General features: G+C 70.5%; 18 protein-coding genes. 16 read left to right on the top strand and 2 right to left on the bottom strand.

The genetic code is table 11. The features are described 5' to 3' along the window. Position 1: 1 nt before the first annotated feature. Together ABD951_RS27400 and ABD951_RS27395 are read right to left on the bottom strand one after the other, a co-directional pair. Positions 2-2,020: a serine/threonine-protein kinase gene (locus tag ABD951_RS27400; protein ID WP_345353159.1), complete on the bottom strand. Its 2,019-nt coding sequence runs from the start codon at positions 2,018-2,020 to the stop codon at positions 2-4. A 74-nt stretch (positions 2,021-2,094) separates the two neighbouring features. Beyond that, on the bottom strand, positions 2,095-2,727 hold the full coding sequence (locus ABD951_RS27395) for a maleylpyruvate isomerase family mycothiol-dependent enzyme (protein ID WP_345353157.1): 633 nt from the start codon (positions 2,725-2,727) through the stop codon (positions 2,095-2,097). Positions 2,728-2,968: 241 nt separating this feature from the next. On the opposite strand from ABD951_RS27395, the gene ftsH reads away from it, so the two are divergent. The 16 genes from ftsH to ABD951_RS27315 all read left to right on the top strand — a co-directional run bounded on the left by ftsH (position 2,969) and on the right by ABD951_RS27315 (position 16,814). Continuing rightward, positions 2,969-5,290 carry an ATP-dependent zinc metalloprotease FtsH gene (gene ftsH / locus ABD951_RS27390; RefSeq protein ID WP_345353155.1) on the top strand — a complete coding sequence of 774 codons (2,322 nt, stop codon included), beginning with the start codon at positions 2,969-2,971 and terminating at the stop codon, positions 5,288-5,290. Between the two features lie 128 nt (positions 5,291-5,418). Continuing rightward, positions 5,419-6,012: a GTP cyclohydrolase I FolE gene (folE, locus tag ABD951_RS27385; protein ID WP_486374954.1), complete on the top strand. Its 594-nt coding sequence runs from the start codon at positions 5,419-5,421 to the stop codon at positions 6,010-6,012. A 32-nt stretch (positions 6,013-6,044) separates the two neighbouring features. Beyond that, the gene (gene folP / locus ABD951_RS27380; RefSeq protein ID WP_425569978.1) at positions 6,045-6,860 is read left to right on the top strand and encodes a dihydropteroate synthase; all 816 of its coding nucleotides are present in this window, start codon (positions 6,045-6,047) and stop codon (positions 6,858-6,860) included. Next, the gene (gene folB, locus ABD951_RS27375) at positions 6,853-7,227 is read left to right on the top strand and encodes a dihydroneopterin aldolase (protein ID WP_345353149.1); all 375 of its coding nucleotides are present in this window, start codon (positions 6,853-6,855) and stop codon (positions 7,225-7,227) included. The genes folP and folB overlap by 8 nt, the downstream gene beginning before the upstream one ends. Before the next feature lie 9 nt (positions 7,228-7,236). Then, a complete protein-coding gene (folK, locus tag ABD951_RS27370) occupies positions 7,237-7,746 on the top strand; it encodes a 2-amino-4-hydroxy-6-hydroxymethyldihydropteridine diphosphokinase (protein WP_345353147.1) in 510 nt (169 codons plus the stop codon). Then, positions 7,743-8,210 (top strand): DUF3180 domain-containing protein, encoded by a 468-nt coding sequence (locus tag ABD951_RS27365; protein WP_345353145.1) that lies wholly within the window; start codon positions 7,743-7,745, stop codon positions 8,208-8,210. The genes folK and ABD951_RS27365 overlap by 4 nt, the downstream gene beginning before the upstream one ends. A gap of 67 nt (positions 8,211-8,277) precedes the next feature. Continuing rightward, positions 8,278-9,378 (top strand): DUF6779 domain-containing protein, encoded by a 1,101-nt coding sequence (locus ABD951_RS27360; RefSeq protein ID WP_345353143.1) that lies wholly within the window; start codon positions 8,278-8,280, stop codon positions 9,376-9,378. Between the two features lie 109 nt (positions 9,379-9,487). Beyond that, the gene (locus ABD951_RS27355) at positions 9,488-10,429 is read left to right on the top strand and encodes a Rossmann-like and DUF2520 domain-containing protein (RefSeq protein WP_345353141.1); all 942 of its coding nucleotides are present in this window, start codon (positions 9,488-9,490) and stop codon (positions 10,427-10,429) included. Beyond that, entirely contained in the window at positions 10,426-11,358 is a 933-nt protein-coding gene (gene panC / locus ABD951_RS27350) for a pantoate--beta-alanine ligase (protein ID WP_345353139.1), read from the top strand. The genes ABD951_RS27355 and panC overlap by 4 nt, the downstream gene beginning before the upstream one ends. 17 nt (positions 11,359-11,375) lie before the next feature. Then, positions 11,376-11,816: an aspartate 1-decarboxylase gene (panD, locus tag ABD951_RS27345; protein ID WP_345353137.1), complete on the top strand. Its 441-nt coding sequence runs from the start codon at positions 11,376-11,378 to the stop codon at positions 11,814-11,816. 2 nt (positions 11,817-11,818) lie between these two features. After that, complete coding sequence (locus ABD951_RS27340; RefSeq protein WP_345353135.1) at positions 11,819-12,634, top strand: type III pantothenate kinase; 816 nt, start codon at positions 11,819-11,821, stop codon at positions 12,632-12,634. A gap of 165 nt (positions 12,635-12,799) precedes the next feature. Next, positions 12,800-13,369, top strand: a complete 570-nt coding sequence (locus ABD951_RS27335; protein ID WP_345353133.1) for a cysteine dioxygenase — start codon at positions 12,800-12,802, stop codon at positions 13,367-13,369. Further along, the gene (locus ABD951_RS27330) at positions 13,366-13,788 is read left to right on the top strand and encodes a rhodanese-like domain-containing protein (protein ID WP_345353131.1); all 423 of its coding nucleotides are present in this window, start codon (positions 13,366-13,368) and stop codon (positions 13,786-13,788) included. Before ABD951_RS27335 ends, ABD951_RS27330 begins: the two co-directional genes overlap by 4 nt. A 20-nt stretch (positions 13,789-13,808) precedes the next feature. After that, positions 13,809-15,317: a lysine--tRNA ligase gene (lysS, locus tag ABD951_RS27325; protein WP_345353129.1), complete on the top strand. Its 1,509-nt coding sequence runs from the start codon at positions 13,809-13,811 to the stop codon at positions 15,315-15,317. A gap of 117 nt (positions 15,318-15,434) precedes the next feature. After that, a complete protein-coding gene (locus ABD951_RS27320) occupies positions 15,435-15,779 on the top strand; it encodes a histone-like nucleoid-structuring protein Lsr2 (protein WP_345353127.1) in 345 nt (114 codons plus the stop codon). A 99-nt stretch (positions 15,780-15,878) separates the two neighbouring features. Then, positions 15,879-16,814, top strand: a complete 936-nt coding sequence (locus ABD951_RS27315; protein WP_345353125.1) for an esterase/lipase family protein — start codon at positions 15,879-15,881, stop codon at positions 16,812-16,814. Position 16,815 lies beyond the last annotated feature (1 nt).

Genomic DNA, 16,815 nt, shown 5'->3' with positions numbered 1-16,815 from the left:
GTCACCCGGTGCGCGACGCGGGCTCGTTCGACACCACCCGCTCGAGTGCCTGCAGGTCGGTCTCCAACTGCCGGAACAGCCAGTAGGCGCCGACGAACGCGAAGATCGCACCGACCGACAGGACCCGGACCGCGCCGATGACCTGCGGAATCTGCTCGGGGGACAGGAACGTCACGCCCGCAACCGCGACCAACGGAACCGACGCCGCGACCGCGAGATAGCGCGTGCTGCGGCGGCCGAGACCGCGGAGGTTGCGGTCGTCGTCGCTGCTGGTGATGCCGAGCGGGAGCAGCACCGGGTACATGTACCGGACCGCGTAGAACGTGACGAGGAAGAACGGATAGGTGACCGCGATCGCGCCGCACACGATCAGGGACCCGAGGAAGTGCACGTAGGCCCCCGTGGGGATGCCGCCGGCGATGATCTCCAGCGTCACCGGGTAGACGAGTCCCGCGATCGCCCACAGCGCGAACACGACGGCCGCGATGCGGTCACCGAGCAGCAGCGTGTCGGTGCGGGCGCGGGCGAGGGTCTGCGCGTCGTAGCGGCGACCCCGGCGCAGTCCGCGCGGCACGGTCAGCGGATACCGGCACATGAACACCAGCACGATCGCGCCGGTCGGGAACGCGACCGCGTTGATCACGTACTGGATCTGATCGAAGTGCCGCTGCACGAGGGGTGCGAGGTTGTCGATGATGAGGGTCTTGTTGTGGTGGTAGTTGTAGGCACCGGCCAGCATGTTGGGGATCAGGCTCGCGGCGACGATGATCGGGACCGTCCAGCGCTGCAGGGCCGGGCGACGGCTGTTCGGCGGCGGGTCGACGAGGTCGCGGGCGTGGGCGTCCAGGCACAGCTCGAACTGCCGGGCCAGCTCGGCGCCGCTCGGCCAGCGCCGGTCCGGGTCGGGATCGAGGCAGGTGTGCAGGACGCGGCGCAGCGTGGCCGGGCAGTCCGGCGGCAGGGTGCCCTCCGCGTCGGGCCCGACCCCGGCCTCGCGCAGCGCGAGCATCCGGTCGAGCGCCTCCGGGTCGTCGGCATCGACGTCGGGGAACGGCCGGTGCCCGGTGAGCAGTTCCCACAACACGACCCCGAGCGCGTAGATGTCGCTGCGGGTGTCGAGGTCGGCGGCGGTGCCCGCCAGTCGCGGATGGCAGGCCCGCAGCTGTTCGGGCGACATGTAGGCGAGCGAACCACCGAAGTAGGCGACCGGGCTGGTCCCGGCCACCTGGTCGCTGAAACTGATGTTGAAGTCGGCCAGCTTCGGAACGCCCTCCGCGGTCAGCAGCACGTTGGCGGGTTTGACGTCGCGGTGCAGTACCCCGTGCCTGCCCGCATAGTCGAGTGCCTCGGCCAGACGGCGACCGAGCCAGGCCACGGTTTCCGGCCACGACAGGGCGGCGATCTCGTCGCGCAGGCTCGAGTCGGTGGGCTGGATCGCACCCCTCGCCTCGAGGGTGGCGTCGATCGCCGCGAGCAGCAGCGCCCCGGAACGCGTCTCGGCCGGCGTGTCGCGGACGCGGCGCAGGACACCGAGCAACGTGCCGCCCGGCACGTACTGCATGTACAGCAGCTTCATCTCCTGGTCGGGGACGAGACGCTGGTCGAAGACCCGCACGATGTAGTCGTGGTCGAGCTGGGCGAGGGTCTGCGGCTCGGTGCCGTGGTCGCGGGAGATCTTCACCGCGACGATGCGCTGCAGCGACCGCTGGCGGGCCAGGAACACCCGGGCGAAGGCGCCGCGCCCGAGCGCGACGAGGAGGTCGAAGTCGTCGACCCGGTCACCGACGTCGAGGTCGTCGATGGTGCGTCGTTCCCCCGGGCGGGCGGCCACGGTCGGCAGGTCGTCCGGGTGCGCCGGGTCGCGGGCGGTGCCGGTCATGAGGTCCTCGAGTTCGGCGGACCGTTCGGGCATCTCGCGGGAGAACTCGTTGGCCTGCCGGGTGAACGCCGCAGCGGTCTGCGATGCGTCGGCCGCGACCGTCGCATCATCGGGTGTGGTTCGCGAGTGGCGTTGTGTCATGGACACCTACCGGGTGCGGGCATGACGTGAGTCGGACGGTGATCCCGTCCTTCAGGATATCCCCGGGGGCGACGTCAGAACGGCCAGCCGGGCAGTCCGGGCAGGCCGGGCCGGGTCGGCCTGCCGATCAGCCAGGACAGCAGCTCGGCGCGCGGCAGGTCGGGGACCTCGACCTCGGGTGCGACCGCCGCGAGTTCGGGGAGCTGGCTGCCCAGGGTGGACTCGACGAACTCGGCCGGCCAGTCCGCGCAGCCGTAGCCCAGGTCGAGGTCGACGTGGTGGATCTCGAGCTCACGCCACCGCAGCACCGGCAGGTCACGGGCCCTGACGGGCTTGCGCCACGGGACCGGGGTGTCGAGGAGGTCGGCGTCGAGGCCGCGCAGGTCGTCGACGAGCCGGCGGCCCGCGAACCGGACGTCGGCGGTGAGCAGGTCGACCGGGCGGTCCGCGCCCTCCTCGATCGCGGCGGCCCGGGCGTCGGGACCGCCCGGGTACATCTCGCGGGGCGTGCCGGCCGCGACCCCGATCGTGAACCGGCGGAGCCCGTCGGCGTTGCGGGCGAGGTGGGTCGCGACGTGTCCGCGACTCCATCCGGGCAGGGCGGACGCCCCGCGCGCCTGCGATTCGGTCAGCGTTGCCAGGGTCGCCTCGACCCGGGCCTGGGACTGCGCGACGAGGTCGACGACCTCCGTATACGACAGGGTCACGGGCGTCGAGGGTAGTGGTCGCGGTCCGGCGGATCGGGGAGGCGGAACCTTCCGCGCGTTTCGCTCGTTGAGCATGTCGAACGTGCATCGACGTGGGCGTGCTGGCCGAGATCACCAGCGACGTTCGCGGTAATCTCTTGATTGTCCGGTAAGCAGCCGGAACACCGGCGCACCGAGCTCGACCCGAGCTGGAAGGCTCGACCGGAACTGGAAAGGACTGGCCCGCAGCGGCTGAACCTGTATGAACCGTAAGACAGTGTTTCGCAACCTGGCGATCGTCGCCGGCATCCTGCTGATCATCTACGCGTTCAGCTATTTCGGCAACGACACGCGCGGGTACAAGAGCGTCGACACCTCGGTCGCGATCGCGCAGCTGGACGCCAAGAACGTCACCGACGCCCAGATCGACGACCGTGAGCAGCAGATCCGGCTGACCCTCAAGCAGGGCAACGAGGCGACGGACAACTCGACGCAGATCATCGCCAAGTACCCGAGCGCGGCCTCCGAGCAGATCTTCAACGAGGTCCAGAAGGCCGGGCTCGAGAAGTACAACACCAAGATCACCCAGCAGGGCTGGTTCACGCAGATCCTGCTGTTCGTGCTGCCGATGGTGATCCTGCTCGGTCTGTTCGTCTTCGTGATGGGCCGGATGCAGGGCGGTGGCCGCGGGGGCGTGATGGGCTTCGGGAAGTCGAAGGCCAAGCAACTGTCGAAGGACATGCCGAAGACCACGTTCGCGGACGTCGCCGGCGCGGACGAGGCCGTCGAAGAGCTGTACGAGATCAAGGACTTCCTGCAGAACCCGGCCCGCTACCAGGCGTTGGGCGCGAAGATCCCGAAGGGTGTGCTGTTGTACGGCCCGCCCGGCACCGGCAAGACGCTGCTGGCGCGCGCGGTCGCGGGCGAGGCCGGGGTGCCGTTCTTCACGATCTCCGGTTCGGACTTCGTCGAGATGTTCGTCGGTGTCGGCGCGTCCCGGGTCCGCGACCTGTTCGAGCAGGCCAAGCAGAACAGCCCGTGCATCATCTTCGTCGACGAGATCGACGCGGTCGGACGCCAGCGCGGCGCCGGTCTGGGCGGCGGCCACGACGAGCGCGAGCAGACCCTCAACCAGCTGCTGGTCGAGATGGACGGTTTCGGTGACCGCACCGGCATCATCCTGATCGCGGCCACCAACCGCCCCGACATCCTGGACCCGGCGCTGCTGCGCCCGGGCCGGTTCGACCGGCAGATCCCGGTGACCAACCCCGACCTGGCGGGCCGGCGGGCGATCCTGCGGGTGCACTCGCAGGGCAAGCCGCTGGACCAGCACGCGGATCTCGAGGGGCTGGCGAAGCGCACGGTCGGCATGTCCGGCGCGGACCTGGCGAACGTCGTCAACGAGGCGGCGCTGCTGACCGCGCGGGAGAACGGCGCCGTGATCACCGAGGCCGCGCTCGAGGAGTCGGTCGATCGTGTCATCGGCGGTCCGCGCCGCAAGAGCCGGATCATCAGCGAACACGAGAAGAAGATCACCGCCTACCACGAGGGCGGTCACACGCTCGCGGCATGGGCGATGCCGGACATCGAGCCGATCTACAAGGTGACGATCCTGGCCCGCGGGCGGACCGGTGGCCACGCGATGACCGTCCCCGAGGACGACAAGGGCCTGATGACCCGGTCGGAGATGATCGCCCGGCTGGTGATGGCGATGGGTGGCCGCGCGGCCGAGGAGCTGGTGTTCCACGAGCCGACGACCGGCGCGTCCTCGGACATCGACCAGGCCACGAAGATCGCCCGCGCGATGGTCACCGAGTACGGCATGAGCGCGAAGCTCGGCGCGGTCCGGTACGGGCAGGAGGGCGGCGATCCGTTCCTGGGCCGGTCGATGGGCCAGCAGTCGGACTACTCGCACGAGGTGGCCCGGGAGATCGACGAGGAGGTGCGCAACCTGATCGAGGCGGCGCACACCGAGGCCTGGTCGATTCTCAACGAGTACCGCGACGTCCTCGACGTCCTGGCGGCGGAGCTGCTCGAGCACGAGACACTGACCCGCAAGGACCTGGAGAAGATCTTCACCAGCGTCGAGAAGCGTCCGCGGATCACCGCGTTCAACGACTTCGGTGAGCGCACGCCGTCGGAGAAGCCGCCGATCAAGACCCCGCGGGAGCTGGCGATCGAGCGGGGTGAGCCGTGGCCGGAGGAGCCCGCCCGCACCCCGACGTTCGGGCACCGCGAGTCCGTCGCCGCCGTGCCGACACAGAACGCGGGTCCGCCGGCGCCGCCGCAGAACGGCTACCAGATGCCGCCGGCGCCCGGCTACCAGCCGTACCCGCCGCAGCAACCGCAGGGATCGGTGCCGGACTACGGTGCCCCGGCCGGCTGGTCGGCCCCGGGGTGGCCGCCGCGGACCGAGGGCCAGCATGCGCGGCCCGCAGGCAGCCCGTACCCGGAGCAGGCGGAGAACCCGTACGCCGGATACCCGCAGTGGAACCCGCCGCCGCAGCCGCAGGCTCCGCACCCGCCGGCCGAGGAGAAGGACGTCTCCACGCAGCGTTGGGAAGGGCCGAACGGTCAGCAGTAGGCTTCGGTGCCTAGTGTTTGGGGCAGTCCGTGCGGGTGGGTCCGCGACGGAATGTCCGATGGAAGTGGAGGTGCGATCAGGTGTCGGTTCATCAACTCGGTGGTTCGGGTACCGATGCGGCTGCCGAGGTGCTGCGGTCGATCGAATCCGGTCGCGTCTTCGACCAACCGCGGGCAGAGGCGGCGATTCGTGAGCTGCTGATCGCCGTCGGTGAGGATCCCGAGCGGCCCGGGCTGCTCGACACCCCGGGTCGCGTCGCGCGCGCGTACCGAGAGGTGTTCGCCGGTCTGTACACGGACCCGGACGCGGTGCTCGACACCACCTTCGACGAGGGGCACCAGGAACTGGTGCTGGTCCGGGACATTCCGATGTACTCGACGTGCGAGCACCACCTGGTCTCGTTCCACGGCGTCGCGCACGTCGGCTACATCCCGGGCCCGACCGGCCGGGTGACCGGGCTGTCGAAGCTGGCCCGTCTGGTCGACCTGTACGCGAAGCGCCCCCAGGTGCAGGAGCGCTTGACCAGCCAGATCGCGGACGCGCTCGTGCGCAAGCTCGATCCCCGGGGCGTCATCGTCGTGGTCGAGGCGGAGCACCTGTGCATGGCCATGCGCGGCATCCGCAAACCCGGTGCGAGCACCACGACCTCCGCGGTCCGGGGGATCTTCCAGTCCAGTGCCGCCTCGCGTGCCGAGGCCCTGGATCTCATCGTTCGCAGGTGACCGTGCTCGAGGCGGCGGGCCGCCCGGTCGTGATGGGCGTGCTCAACGTGACCAGCGACTCGTTCTCGGACGGCGGCCGGTACCTCGACCGCGACGCAGCGATCGCGTACGGGCTCGAACTGCGGGATCTCGGCGTGGACGTCGTCGACGTGGGCGGGGAGTCGACCCGGCCGGGCGCGCAGCGGGTCGATGCCGCCGTCGAGGCGCGGCGGGTGGCGCCGGTGATCGCGGATCTGGTCGCCGAGGGAATCCCGGTCAGCGTCGACACGATGCGGGCGTCGGTCGCGGCGGCCGCGATCGAGGCGGGCGCGAGCATCGTCAACGACGTCTCCGGCGGTCGCGCCGACTCCGCGATGGCCGCGGTGATGGCCGAGGCCCGGCTGCCGTGGATCCTGATGCACTGGCGGTCGGTCGGCGGGTACGTGCACGCGGGCGGGGTCCTGCACTACGGCGACGTCGTCGCCGACGTGTGCGCCGAGCTGATGCAGTCGGTGGATGCCGCGATCGCGGCGGGTGTCGAGCCGTCGCAGCTCATCCTCGACCCGGGTCTAGGTTTCGCGAAGACGGCCGACCACAACTGGGCGTTGCTGGGGGCGTTGCCGCGGTTGAACGCGCTCGGGTTCCCCGTTCTGATCGGGGCGTCCCGCAAGCGGTTCCTGGGGGCGTTGCTCGCGGACGCGGCGGGCGACCGCGCGCCGGCCGAGCGCGACGTCGCGACGGCGGTGGTGTCGGCGTTCGCCGCACGGGGCGGCGCATGGGGTGTGCGGGTGCACGACGTCCGCGGGACGCGCGACGCGATTGCGGTCGCCCAGGCGTGGGCGGCGGCGGAGGAGGCTGGACGTGGCTGACCGGATCGAACTGCGCGGGCTCCGGGTGCGCGGCCATCACGGGGTGTTCGACCACGAGAAGCGCGACGGCCAGGACTTCCTCGTCGACATCACGGTGTGGCTGGATCTCGCCCCCGCCGCGGCCTCCGACGACCTGGCCGACACGCTGCACTACGGCGAACTGGCGCAGACCGCCGCCGACATCGTCGCCGGGCCGGCGCGGGACCTGATCGAGACGGTCGCCGGCGAGATCGCGGACGCGGTCCTGCGTGACGACCGGGTCGACGCGGTGGAGGTGACCGTGCACAAGCCGTCGGCGCCGATCCCGTTGACGTTCGCGGACGTCGCCGTCGTCGCTCGTCGGTCCCGGAAGACGGCTCGGGGCTGAGGGGCGCGGATGAGCCGGGTGGTGCTGTCGATCGGATCCAACCTCGGTGACCCGCTCGCGAACCTGCGGTCGGTGGTCGACGCGCTGGGCTCCCGGGTGGTCGCGGTCTCCGGGGTCTACGCCACCGCGCCGTGGGGTGGGGTGGAGCAGCAGGACTTCCTGAACGCCACGCTGATCGCGCGGGACCCGGATCTGGACTGCCGGGGGTGGCTCCGGTTCGGTCAGCGGCTCGAGGAACAGGCGGACCGGGTCCGCGAGGTGCGCTGGGGCCCACGGAGTCTCGACGTCGACGTCGTGGACTGCGACGGTGTCGTCAGCGCGGACCCCGAGCTCACGCTGCCGCACCCGCGGGCGCATCTGCGGGCGTTCGTGCTGGTGCCGTGGCTCGAGGTCGAGCCCGACGCGGTGCTGACCGTGGACGGGTCCGTGGTTGCGGTGCGGGATCTGCTGGCCGGGCTGGACCGGTCGGAGGTCGACGGGGTGCGTCGCACCGGGGCGACCCTGGTGGTGGCGCAGTGAAAGCGACGCGGGTGCGTGACCTCGTCGGTCTGACGGCGTTCGCCGCGATCGCGACGTGGCTGCTCGTGCGCGTGTTCTACGGGTCGCTGCCGCCGATCACCGGGTTTGCGGGTGCTTCGCTGTATCCTGTCGCCGCGATCGAGGCCGTCCTCGCGTTCGTGATCCGGGCCCGCGTCGAGGAGCATCGGATCGGCGTCGGGTCGCAGCAGTTGCACCCGATCACCGCCGCCCGAGCGGTCGCGTTGGCCAAGGCTTCGTCGCTGGTCGGAGCCGCGAGTGCCGGTGTCTGGCTGGGGTTGCTGCTGTTCCTGCTGCCCAAGCGCGCGGACGTCACCGCGGCCGCCCAGGACACCACCGGCGCGCTGATCGGCCTGGTCGGCGGCGTCGCGCTCGCCGCGGCCGCGTTGTGGCTGGAACATTGCTGCAAGACACCCGACGAGCCGCCGGACGAGCCCGCGGTCTGACCGTCGGGAAGGGGGATCGCCGGTCGGGCATCCGTGACCAGTCGGCGGCGGCGGCTATCCTGGCCCCATGACGCTTCCTGGTCGCGCCGCCTCCATTCGCAGGAACAAGCGCAGCGCGAGCCAGATGATCGTGGCCGGTCTGGTCGTGCTCGCGGTGGTCGCAAGCCTGTTCCTGATCTTCAGCGACAGTGTCCAGGTTCTGCGGATCGGCCTGATGGCCGCGCTGTGGGCCGCCGTGATCGGGGCGATCGCGATGACGAAGTACCGGCGCGAGTCGGCCGCCGACAAGGCGAAGGTGCGGGACCTGCAGACCGTCTACGAGTTGCAGCTCGAGCGTGAGGTCAGCGCCCGCCGCGAGTACGAGGCCGGGGTCGAGGCGCGGGTGCGCAGCGAACTGAACGTCGACGTGACCGAGATCGCCGCGCTGCGCGCCGAGCTCGCGGCCCTGCGCGGCAGCCTCGAGATCCTGTTCGACGGCCGCATGCCCGTCGATCGATTGGCCATCGCGGCCGACGCGGCCCGGATCGGCGAGCTCGGCCCCGCGGCGCCTTCGCGCACCGCCGCGGTCCGCCCGCCGGTGCCGTTCGCGCCGCGGCCCGCCTACGCCGACCCGGCCTCGGGACCGACGTTCGCGACGCCGTTCGACGAACCGGTGACCGCCGAGGTCTCCCTCGTCGACGACGAGGCCGACGCCCGGTCGGCCGCCGACGCGGCGGCCAGGGTGCCGGCCTCGGCTCCCGTGGCCCGGCGGGTCGAGCCCGGCGCCGTGCGCACAGGGCGGGTCGACACCCCGGCGGCGGAAACCGGATCCCGACGGGCGCAGGCCCCGGCGCCCGCGTCGGCACCGCCCGGGGCCTCGGCACCCGCGTCGGCGCCGCCCGAGGCCCCGGTGTCGGCGTCGCCCGAGCCGACGACCGGGACCCCCGAATCCGAGGTCACGATCGTGCCGGAGCCGGCCGGGCGGTCCGGCGACACGGCCGGGGACGCGGACGGGCCCACCTCGGCGCCGCGGCGGTCGCGCCGACGTGCGGAGGTGGTCGAGCAGGACGGCGTCGAGGATTCCGGTGCCCACTCCAATGGGCTCACCGTCGCCGAGATCATGGCGAACATGCAGGCCGCGACCCCGGGCGCGGGTGGTGCCCGGTCGGGCCGCCGCCGCCGCGAGTGAGCCGTAGATCACTTTTTTGACCGTGGCGGCGCGTCCACGAGGCCGACTATTCTCGCTCTGAACGTCCGGTACCCGCGATGCGGGACTGGAACGAACGAGAGGAACAACGGTGACCTCATCCGAGATCACTCGAGACGGATCCTTTCCGGATCCGGCGCCCGCACGACTGGCGGTGGGAATCGTCTCGGCGGGACGCGTCGGCACCGCACTCGGTGCGGCACTCGAACGAGTCGGCCACCTCGTGGTGGCGTGCTCAGCAGTTTCCGACGCCTCGGTGCGACGTGCCGAGCAGCGTCTTCCCGACACCGAGATTCTGCCGGTGTCGGATGTCGCATCCCGTGCCGAGTTGTTGATCCTGGCCGTTCCCGACGACGAACTCGCGGACCTCGTGCACGGTCTGGCCACGACCGGCGCGGTGCGGCCCGGCACGATCGTCCTGCACACGTCCGGCGCGAACGGGATCGGCGTGCTGGCCCCGCTGACGCACGTCGGGGCGGTGCCGCTCGCGATCCACCCCGCGATGACCTTCACCGGCCACGACGAGGACGTGGAGAGGCTGGCGTCGGCCTGTTTCGGGATCACCGCCGCCGACGAGATCGGATACGCGATCGCACAGTCCCTGGTGCTCGAGATCGGCGGCGAGCCGGTGCGGGTCCGGGAGGAGGTCCGGCCGCTGTACCACGCCGCGCTGGCGCACGGGAGCAATCACCTGGTCACGCTCGTCGCCGACGCGGTCGCGGCGCTGCGGGTCGCGCTCTCCGGTGACGAGCTGTACGGCCAGCAGAGCGTCGACAGCGACCCGAACGGGGTGGCCGAACGCGTGCTGGCGCCGTTGCTGTCGGCGGCGCTCGACAACGCGCTGCGCCGCGGCCCGGCGGCGTTGACGGGGCCGGTGGCGCGCGGCGACCGGGCCGCGGTCGTGACCCACCTCCGGGTCCTCGGTGAGGTGGACACGGAACTGGCCGCCGGCTACCGGGCACTGTCGTTGCGTTCGGCGCAGATCGCCGGGGCGGACCCGGCGTTGATCGAAATTCTGGAGGACCAATCGTGAACGGCTACACGCGCGGCGAACTGACCGTGCACCACGACCCCGCGGAGCTGACGAAGGTCACCAAGGCCCTGCGCGGGGTGGGCCGGCAGGTCGCGCTGGTGCCGACGATGGGCGCCCTGCACGCCGGGCACCTCGAGATCGTCCGCCAGGCCAGGCTGCGCGGCGCGGTGGTGGTCGTCTCGATCTTCGTCAACCCGCTGCAGTTCGGCGCGGGGGAGGACCTCGACGCCTACCCCCGCACCCTCGACGCGGACCTCGACCTGCTGCGGGCCGAGGGGGTGGAACTGGCGTTCGCGCCGCCGGTGTCCGCGATGTACCCGAACGGGCAGCGCACGATGGTGCACCCGGGTCCGCTCGGCGCCGAGCTCGAAGGGGCGAGCCGCCCAACCCATTTCGCGGGAATGCTGACGGTGGTCGCGAAGTTGCTGCAGATCGTGGCCCCGAACACCGCGTACTTCGGCGAGAAGGACTACCAGCAGCTGACGCTGATCCGGCAGATGGTGCGGGACCTGAACTTCGATGTCGAGATCCTCGGGGTGCCGACGGTGCGGGAGCAGGACGGGCTGGCCCTGTCCTCCCGCAACCGCTACCTCGACGAGGCGCAGCGGGCCGCGGCCGCAACGATTTCCGCGGCCCTCGTCGCCGGGGCGCACGCCGCCGCCGGGGGCGTCGAGGGGATCCTCGCGACCGCACGCGAGGTGCTGGCGACGACTCCGGAGATCGTCGTCGACTACCTCGAGGTGCGCGGCGTGGACCTCGGTCCCGCGCCGGAGCGCGGCGACGGGCGCCTGCTCGTCGCGGCCCGGGTGGGCACCACCCGCCTGATCGACAACGTCGGTGTCGCAGTCGGCACCGGATTCCTGGAGCGGGACGCCGACCCCCGCACGCAGTCCACCCCGGCCGCCGCCGACCACCAGATTTCCCGTTAGACCGTAAGGGGCAGCACATGTTTCGCACGATGATGAAGTCGAAGATCCACCGCGCCACCGTCACCCACGCCGACCTGCACTACGTCGGCTCGGTGACCGTCGACCAGGACCTGATGGACGCCGCCGACCTGCTCGAGGGTGAGCAGGTGTGCATCGTCGACATCGACAACGGGGCGCGGCTCGAGACCTATGTCATCGCCGGTGAGCGTGGCAGCGGTGTGATCGGGATCAACGGTGCCGCAGCGCATCTCGTCAATCCCGGCGACCTCGTCATCCTGATCGCGTACGGCGTGATGGACGAGCAGGAGTGCCGCGACTACAACCCGCGCGTCGTGTTCGTGGATGCGGACAACCGTCAGGTCGAGCTCGGGTCGGATCCGGCGCACGCGCCGGAGGGGTCGGGCCTGATCACGCCACGCATGCTCTCCACCCTGGAGAACACCTCGGCGCTGGTGTAGCCGTGCTGCTGGCCGTCGACGTCCGCAACACCACCATCTCGCTCGGCCTGTTCGCCGGCCTCGGCGAACACGCCCGGCTGGTGCAGGACTGGCGTGTGCGCACCGAACCGCGGGTCACCGCGGACGAGCTGGCGTTGATGCTGCGCGGGCTGCTGGGGTCGCGGACCGACCAGATCGTCGGGGTCTCGGCGCTGTCCACGGTGCCGTCGGTGCTGCGCGAGCTCCGGGTGATGCTGACCCGGTACTGGGACCACGTTCCCCATGTCGTGGTCGAGCCGGGGGTGCGCACCGGGGTGCCGCTGCTGGTCGACAACCCCAAGGAGGTCGGCGCCGACCGGATCGTGAACAGCCTTGCCGCGCACCATCTCCACGGTGGTCCGTGCATCGTCGTCGACTTCGGTGTGGCGACGTGTGTGGACGTCGTGTCGGCCAAGGGGGAGTTCCTCGGCGGGGCGATCGCGCCGGGGCTCGAGACCTCCACCGACGCGCTCGCGTCGCACTCGGCCGCGTTGCGTCAGTTCGAGCTGGTGCGGCCGCGAACCGTCGTCGGCAAGAACAGCGTCGAATGCATGCAGGCCGGTGCGGTTTTCGGGTTCGCCGGGCTGGTGGACGGCCTGGTGCGCCGGGTGCGGGCCGAGGTGCCGGGGTTCGCCGGCGACGACGTGACGGTGATCGCGACCGGCGACAGTGCGCCGTTGGTGATGCCGGAGTCGGACACCATCGCCCGGCTCGAGCGTGACCTCGCGCTCGAGGGGCTGCGGATCGTGTACGAGCGCAACCAGGCTCGCCGCGCCGCGAAGCGTCCACCGGTGGAGTGACCGGGGTCGCAGCAATCCGACCCTTTGCCGAGCTCGCAATCTGTGTCACACTGGTCGACGTGATTGCTCGCATGGTTGCTCAGGAGTGTTGTCGAGGCTGACCGCCTCGACCCGTCGAGGCACGCCCAATGCCTCGACCGTTTTCACACTCCTGGAGCGTTTTCCATGCTTTCCACTTCTGTGGTGTCTCCTGTTGCACCCCATTCCTCGCGGCGACCGTCGGTGTCGCCGAGCCGACTGCGTCCGGCGGACCTGTTGCGCATCACCGATCAGGGTGCACAGGACGTGCTCGACGGCCGGTTCGCCGACCGCCTTCCCGCCGGCGGCCGGTTCCCGGTCGCGCAACGCTGGTCGGTCCGGCTGCACGCGGACGACGACGTCGACGTGTGGCTGATCAGCTGGGTACCCGGTGAGGCCACCGAGCTGCACGACCACGCCGGCTCCCTCGGCGCACTCACCGTCCTCAGCGGCACCCTCGCCGAATATCGCTGGGGTGGAGCGGAACTCAAGTTCCGCACACTGGCGGCCGGTGACCAGGCGTCGTTTCCGCTCGGCTGGGTGCACGACGTGATGCAGGCCCCCGACACCACCGCGGGGCCGGACCGCCCGACGCTCAGCGTGCACGCCTACTCACCGCCCCTGACCGCGATGTCGTACTACGAGGTCACCGATCACGGCAGCCTGCGCCGCACCCGCACCGAGCTGACCGATCTCCCGGAAGGACAGCCGGCATGACCATCGACGAGATGCTGGAGAACGCCCGCAACAGCTACCGGCGGACGACCGTGTTCGAGCTCGAGGCCGCCGTCGCCCGCGGGGCGATGATCGTCGACATCCGCCCGCAGGCCCAGCGCGACCGCGAGGGCACCCTGCCCGGGGCGCTCGCGATCGAGCGCAACGTGCTCGAGTGGCGGCTGGACCCGGCCAGCGGCGCCCGGATCGCCCTCGCGGTCGACCACGACGTCGAGTGGATCGTCGTCTGCTCGGAGGGATACACCTCCAGCCTGGCCGCCGCGGCACTGCAGGAGCTGGGTCTGCGCCGTGCGACGGACCTCGTCGGCGGGTACCGGGCCATCCGCGCAGCGGGCCTGCTCGGGGTCGCGACCCGGTCTCGGCACCTGGTACGGGACACCGAGGCGGCCGCCGCGCACTGACCGCATTACCCTGGTCAATCGTGAGTGATGTAGCAACCGAGCACGACGACACCCCCGAGCAGCTTCGCATCCGCCGAGAGAAGCGGGAGCGGATCCTTTCGGAGGGACTCGAGGCGTATCCCGTCTCGGTGCCGCGCACCCACACCCTCGCCGAGATCCGGGCGAAGTACCCGGACCTCGAGCCCGATGCCGCGACCGGCGAGCAGGTCGGCGTGACCGGACGCGTGATCTTCGTCCGTAACACCGGCAAGCTGTGCTTCGCGACGCTGCAGGAGGGTGACGGCACCCAGCTGCAGGCGATGCTCAGCCTCGCGAACGTCGGCGCGGAGTCCCTCGCCCGGTGGAAGGCCGACGTCGACCTCGGCGACCACGTGTTCGTGCACGGCGAGGTGATCAGCTCCCGTCGTGGCGAGTTGTCGGTGATGGCCGACTCCTGGCAGCTGGCGTCCAAGTCGTTGCGACCGCTGCCGGTCGCCCACAAGGAGATGAACGAGGAGTCCCGGGTCCGGCAGCGCTACGTCGACCTGATCGTGCGGCCGGAGGCCCGGGAGATGGCCCGCACGCGGGTTGCGGTCGTCCGCGAACTCCGCAACGCGCTGGAGCGGCGCGGTTTCCTCGAGGTCGAGACCCCGATGCTGCAGACGGTGGCCGGCGGCGCGGCGGCACGGCCGTTCGTCACGCACTCGAACGCGCTCGACATCGACCTGTACCTGCGGATCGCGCCGGAGCTGTTCCTCAAGCGGTGCGTCGTCGGCGGAATCGAGAAGGTATTCGAGATCAACCGCAATTTCCGCAACGAGGGCGCCGACTCGACGCATTCTCCCGAGTTCGCGATGCTCGAGACGTACGAGGCGTACGGCACGTACGACGAGTCCGCGACGATGATTCGGGAATTGATCCAGGAGGTCGCGCAGAACGCGCTCGGCACCCAGGTCGTGACGCTGCCGGACGGCACCGAGTACGACCTCGGCGGCGAGTGGAAGACGATGGAGATGTACCCCTCGCTGTCCGCGGCGATCGGGGTCGAGGTCACCCCGGACACCTCGGTGGAGGAGCTGCTCGCCCTCGCCGCGAAGGTCGGGCTCGAGGTGCCGAAGGACAAGGGCTACGGGCACGGCAAGCTGGTCGAGGAGCTCTGGGAACATCAGTGCGGCGACCAGTTGCACGAGCCCACTTTCGTGCGCAACTTCCCGGTGGAGACGTCGCCGTTGACCCGGCAGCACCGCTCGCTGCCCGGCGTGACCGAGAAGTGGGACCTCTACGTGCGCGGTTTCGAGCTGGCCACCGGTTACTCGGAGCTCGTCGACCCGGTGATCCAGCGGGACCGATTCGTCGACCAGGCGCGGCTCGCCGCGGCGGGTGACGACGAGGCCATGGCGCTCGACGAGGAGTTCCTGGCCGCGATGGAGCAGGGCATGCCGCCGACCACGGGTACCGGTATGGGCATCGACCGGCTGTTGATGGCATTGACCGGATTCGGAATCCGGGAAACCATCCTGTTCCCAATTGTTCGGCCCGCCGCGCGCTGATCCCATTCGAAAAGCCATTTCGTTTCTCCGGTATTCGGTAACTTCGGTTTCGGGGTAGACTCGGCGAATCCGGTGCACGGGCCCGGAATGGCGATTTGTTCGAAGGGAATGCGGCTCATGGCGAAGAAGGTCACCGTCACTCTGATCGACGACGTGGATCAGGAGTCGGCTGCCGACGAAACCGTCGAGTTCGGGCTCGACGGCGTCACCTACGAAATCGACCTGTCCTCCGACAATGCCGCACAGTTGCGTGAGCAGCTCGAGGTCTGGGTTTCTCACGCTCGTCGCTCGACCGGCCGTCGTCGCGGAAAGGCCGCGCCTGCCGCAGGCAAGTCGCGTGTCGCGGTCGATCGTGAGCAGAGCGCCGCGATCCGGGAGTGGGCGCGGCGCAACGGTCACCCGGTGTCGGCGCGGGGTCGTATCTCCGCGGAAATCACCGAGCTGTACCACAAAGCAAACTGACCCACCGGAATTGTTTTCGTTCGTTTCACCTGTCCGCGCGCACCTGCGCTGTTAGCCTGCGCGGACAGGTGGACACAACGAGAACAATGGGGGGGCGTCATGCGTGTACGAAATGTCCTGGCGGCATTGGCGGGGGTCGCGACGCTATTTCTCGGGGCGGGCAATGCGGGCGCCGCGCCGCTGCCCGTGCCGTATCAGTTCCTGGCCGGGGTTCCACTCGAACTCGGCAATCCGGGAGGTTCCGCGCCGGGGTCGAACGACTGGTCGTGCAAGCCGACCGCGCAGCATCCGGAACCGGTCGTACTGGTACACGGGACCGGTGGGAACCGGCAGACCAACTGGGCGACGTACGCGCCGCTGCTCGCGAACGAGGGGTACTGCGTGTTCGCGCTGACGTACGGCGCCCACGAGGAGCTGCCCTGGCCGATCAGCGCGATCGGCGCGATGGCCCCGATGGAGGAGAGCGCCGCCGAGCTCGGTGCGTTCGTCGACCGCGTGCTCGCCGCGACCGGCGCCTCGAAGGTCGACATCGTCGGGCATTCGCAGGGCACCCTGATGCCGACGTACTGGGTGAAGTTCCTCGGCGGCGCGGACAAGGTGAGCAAGTACATCTCGCTGGCGCCCCTGTGGCACGGTGGGGGCGCGGTCGAGCTGGACAGGAACCTGGCGGCGCTCCGGTCGCAGGGCCTGGACGTGGTCGGGCCGATGATGGCGCCGCTGTGCGGGGCCTGCGGGCAGATGGTCGCGGGTTCGCGTTTCATGGCGCAGATGCGCGCCGGCGGCGTCTACGTGCCGGGGATCACCTACACCAACGTCATCACCCGCTACGACGAACTGGTGATCCCGTACACGAGCGGCTTCGAGGAGGGGCCGAACACGACCAACGTGTTCGTCCAGGACCACTGCGACCGCGACTACGGAGACCACCTGTCGATCGCCGGCGAGCCGGTCGCGGCGACGATCGTCCTCAACGCGCTCGATCCCGCCCACCCGCGGCCGGTGCCGTGCGTGTTCGTGCCGCCGGTGGTCGGGTGAC

This window comes from Rhodococcus olei, from assembly GCF_039540555.1.
GTDB classification, from domain to species: domain Bacteria; phylum Actinomycetota; class Actinomycetes; order Mycobacteriales; family Mycobacteriaceae; genus Rhodococcus_G; species Rhodococcus_G olei.
The sequence above is the reverse complement of the archived record's forward strand: the minus strand, read 5'-3'. Positions and strand labels throughout refer to the sequence as shown.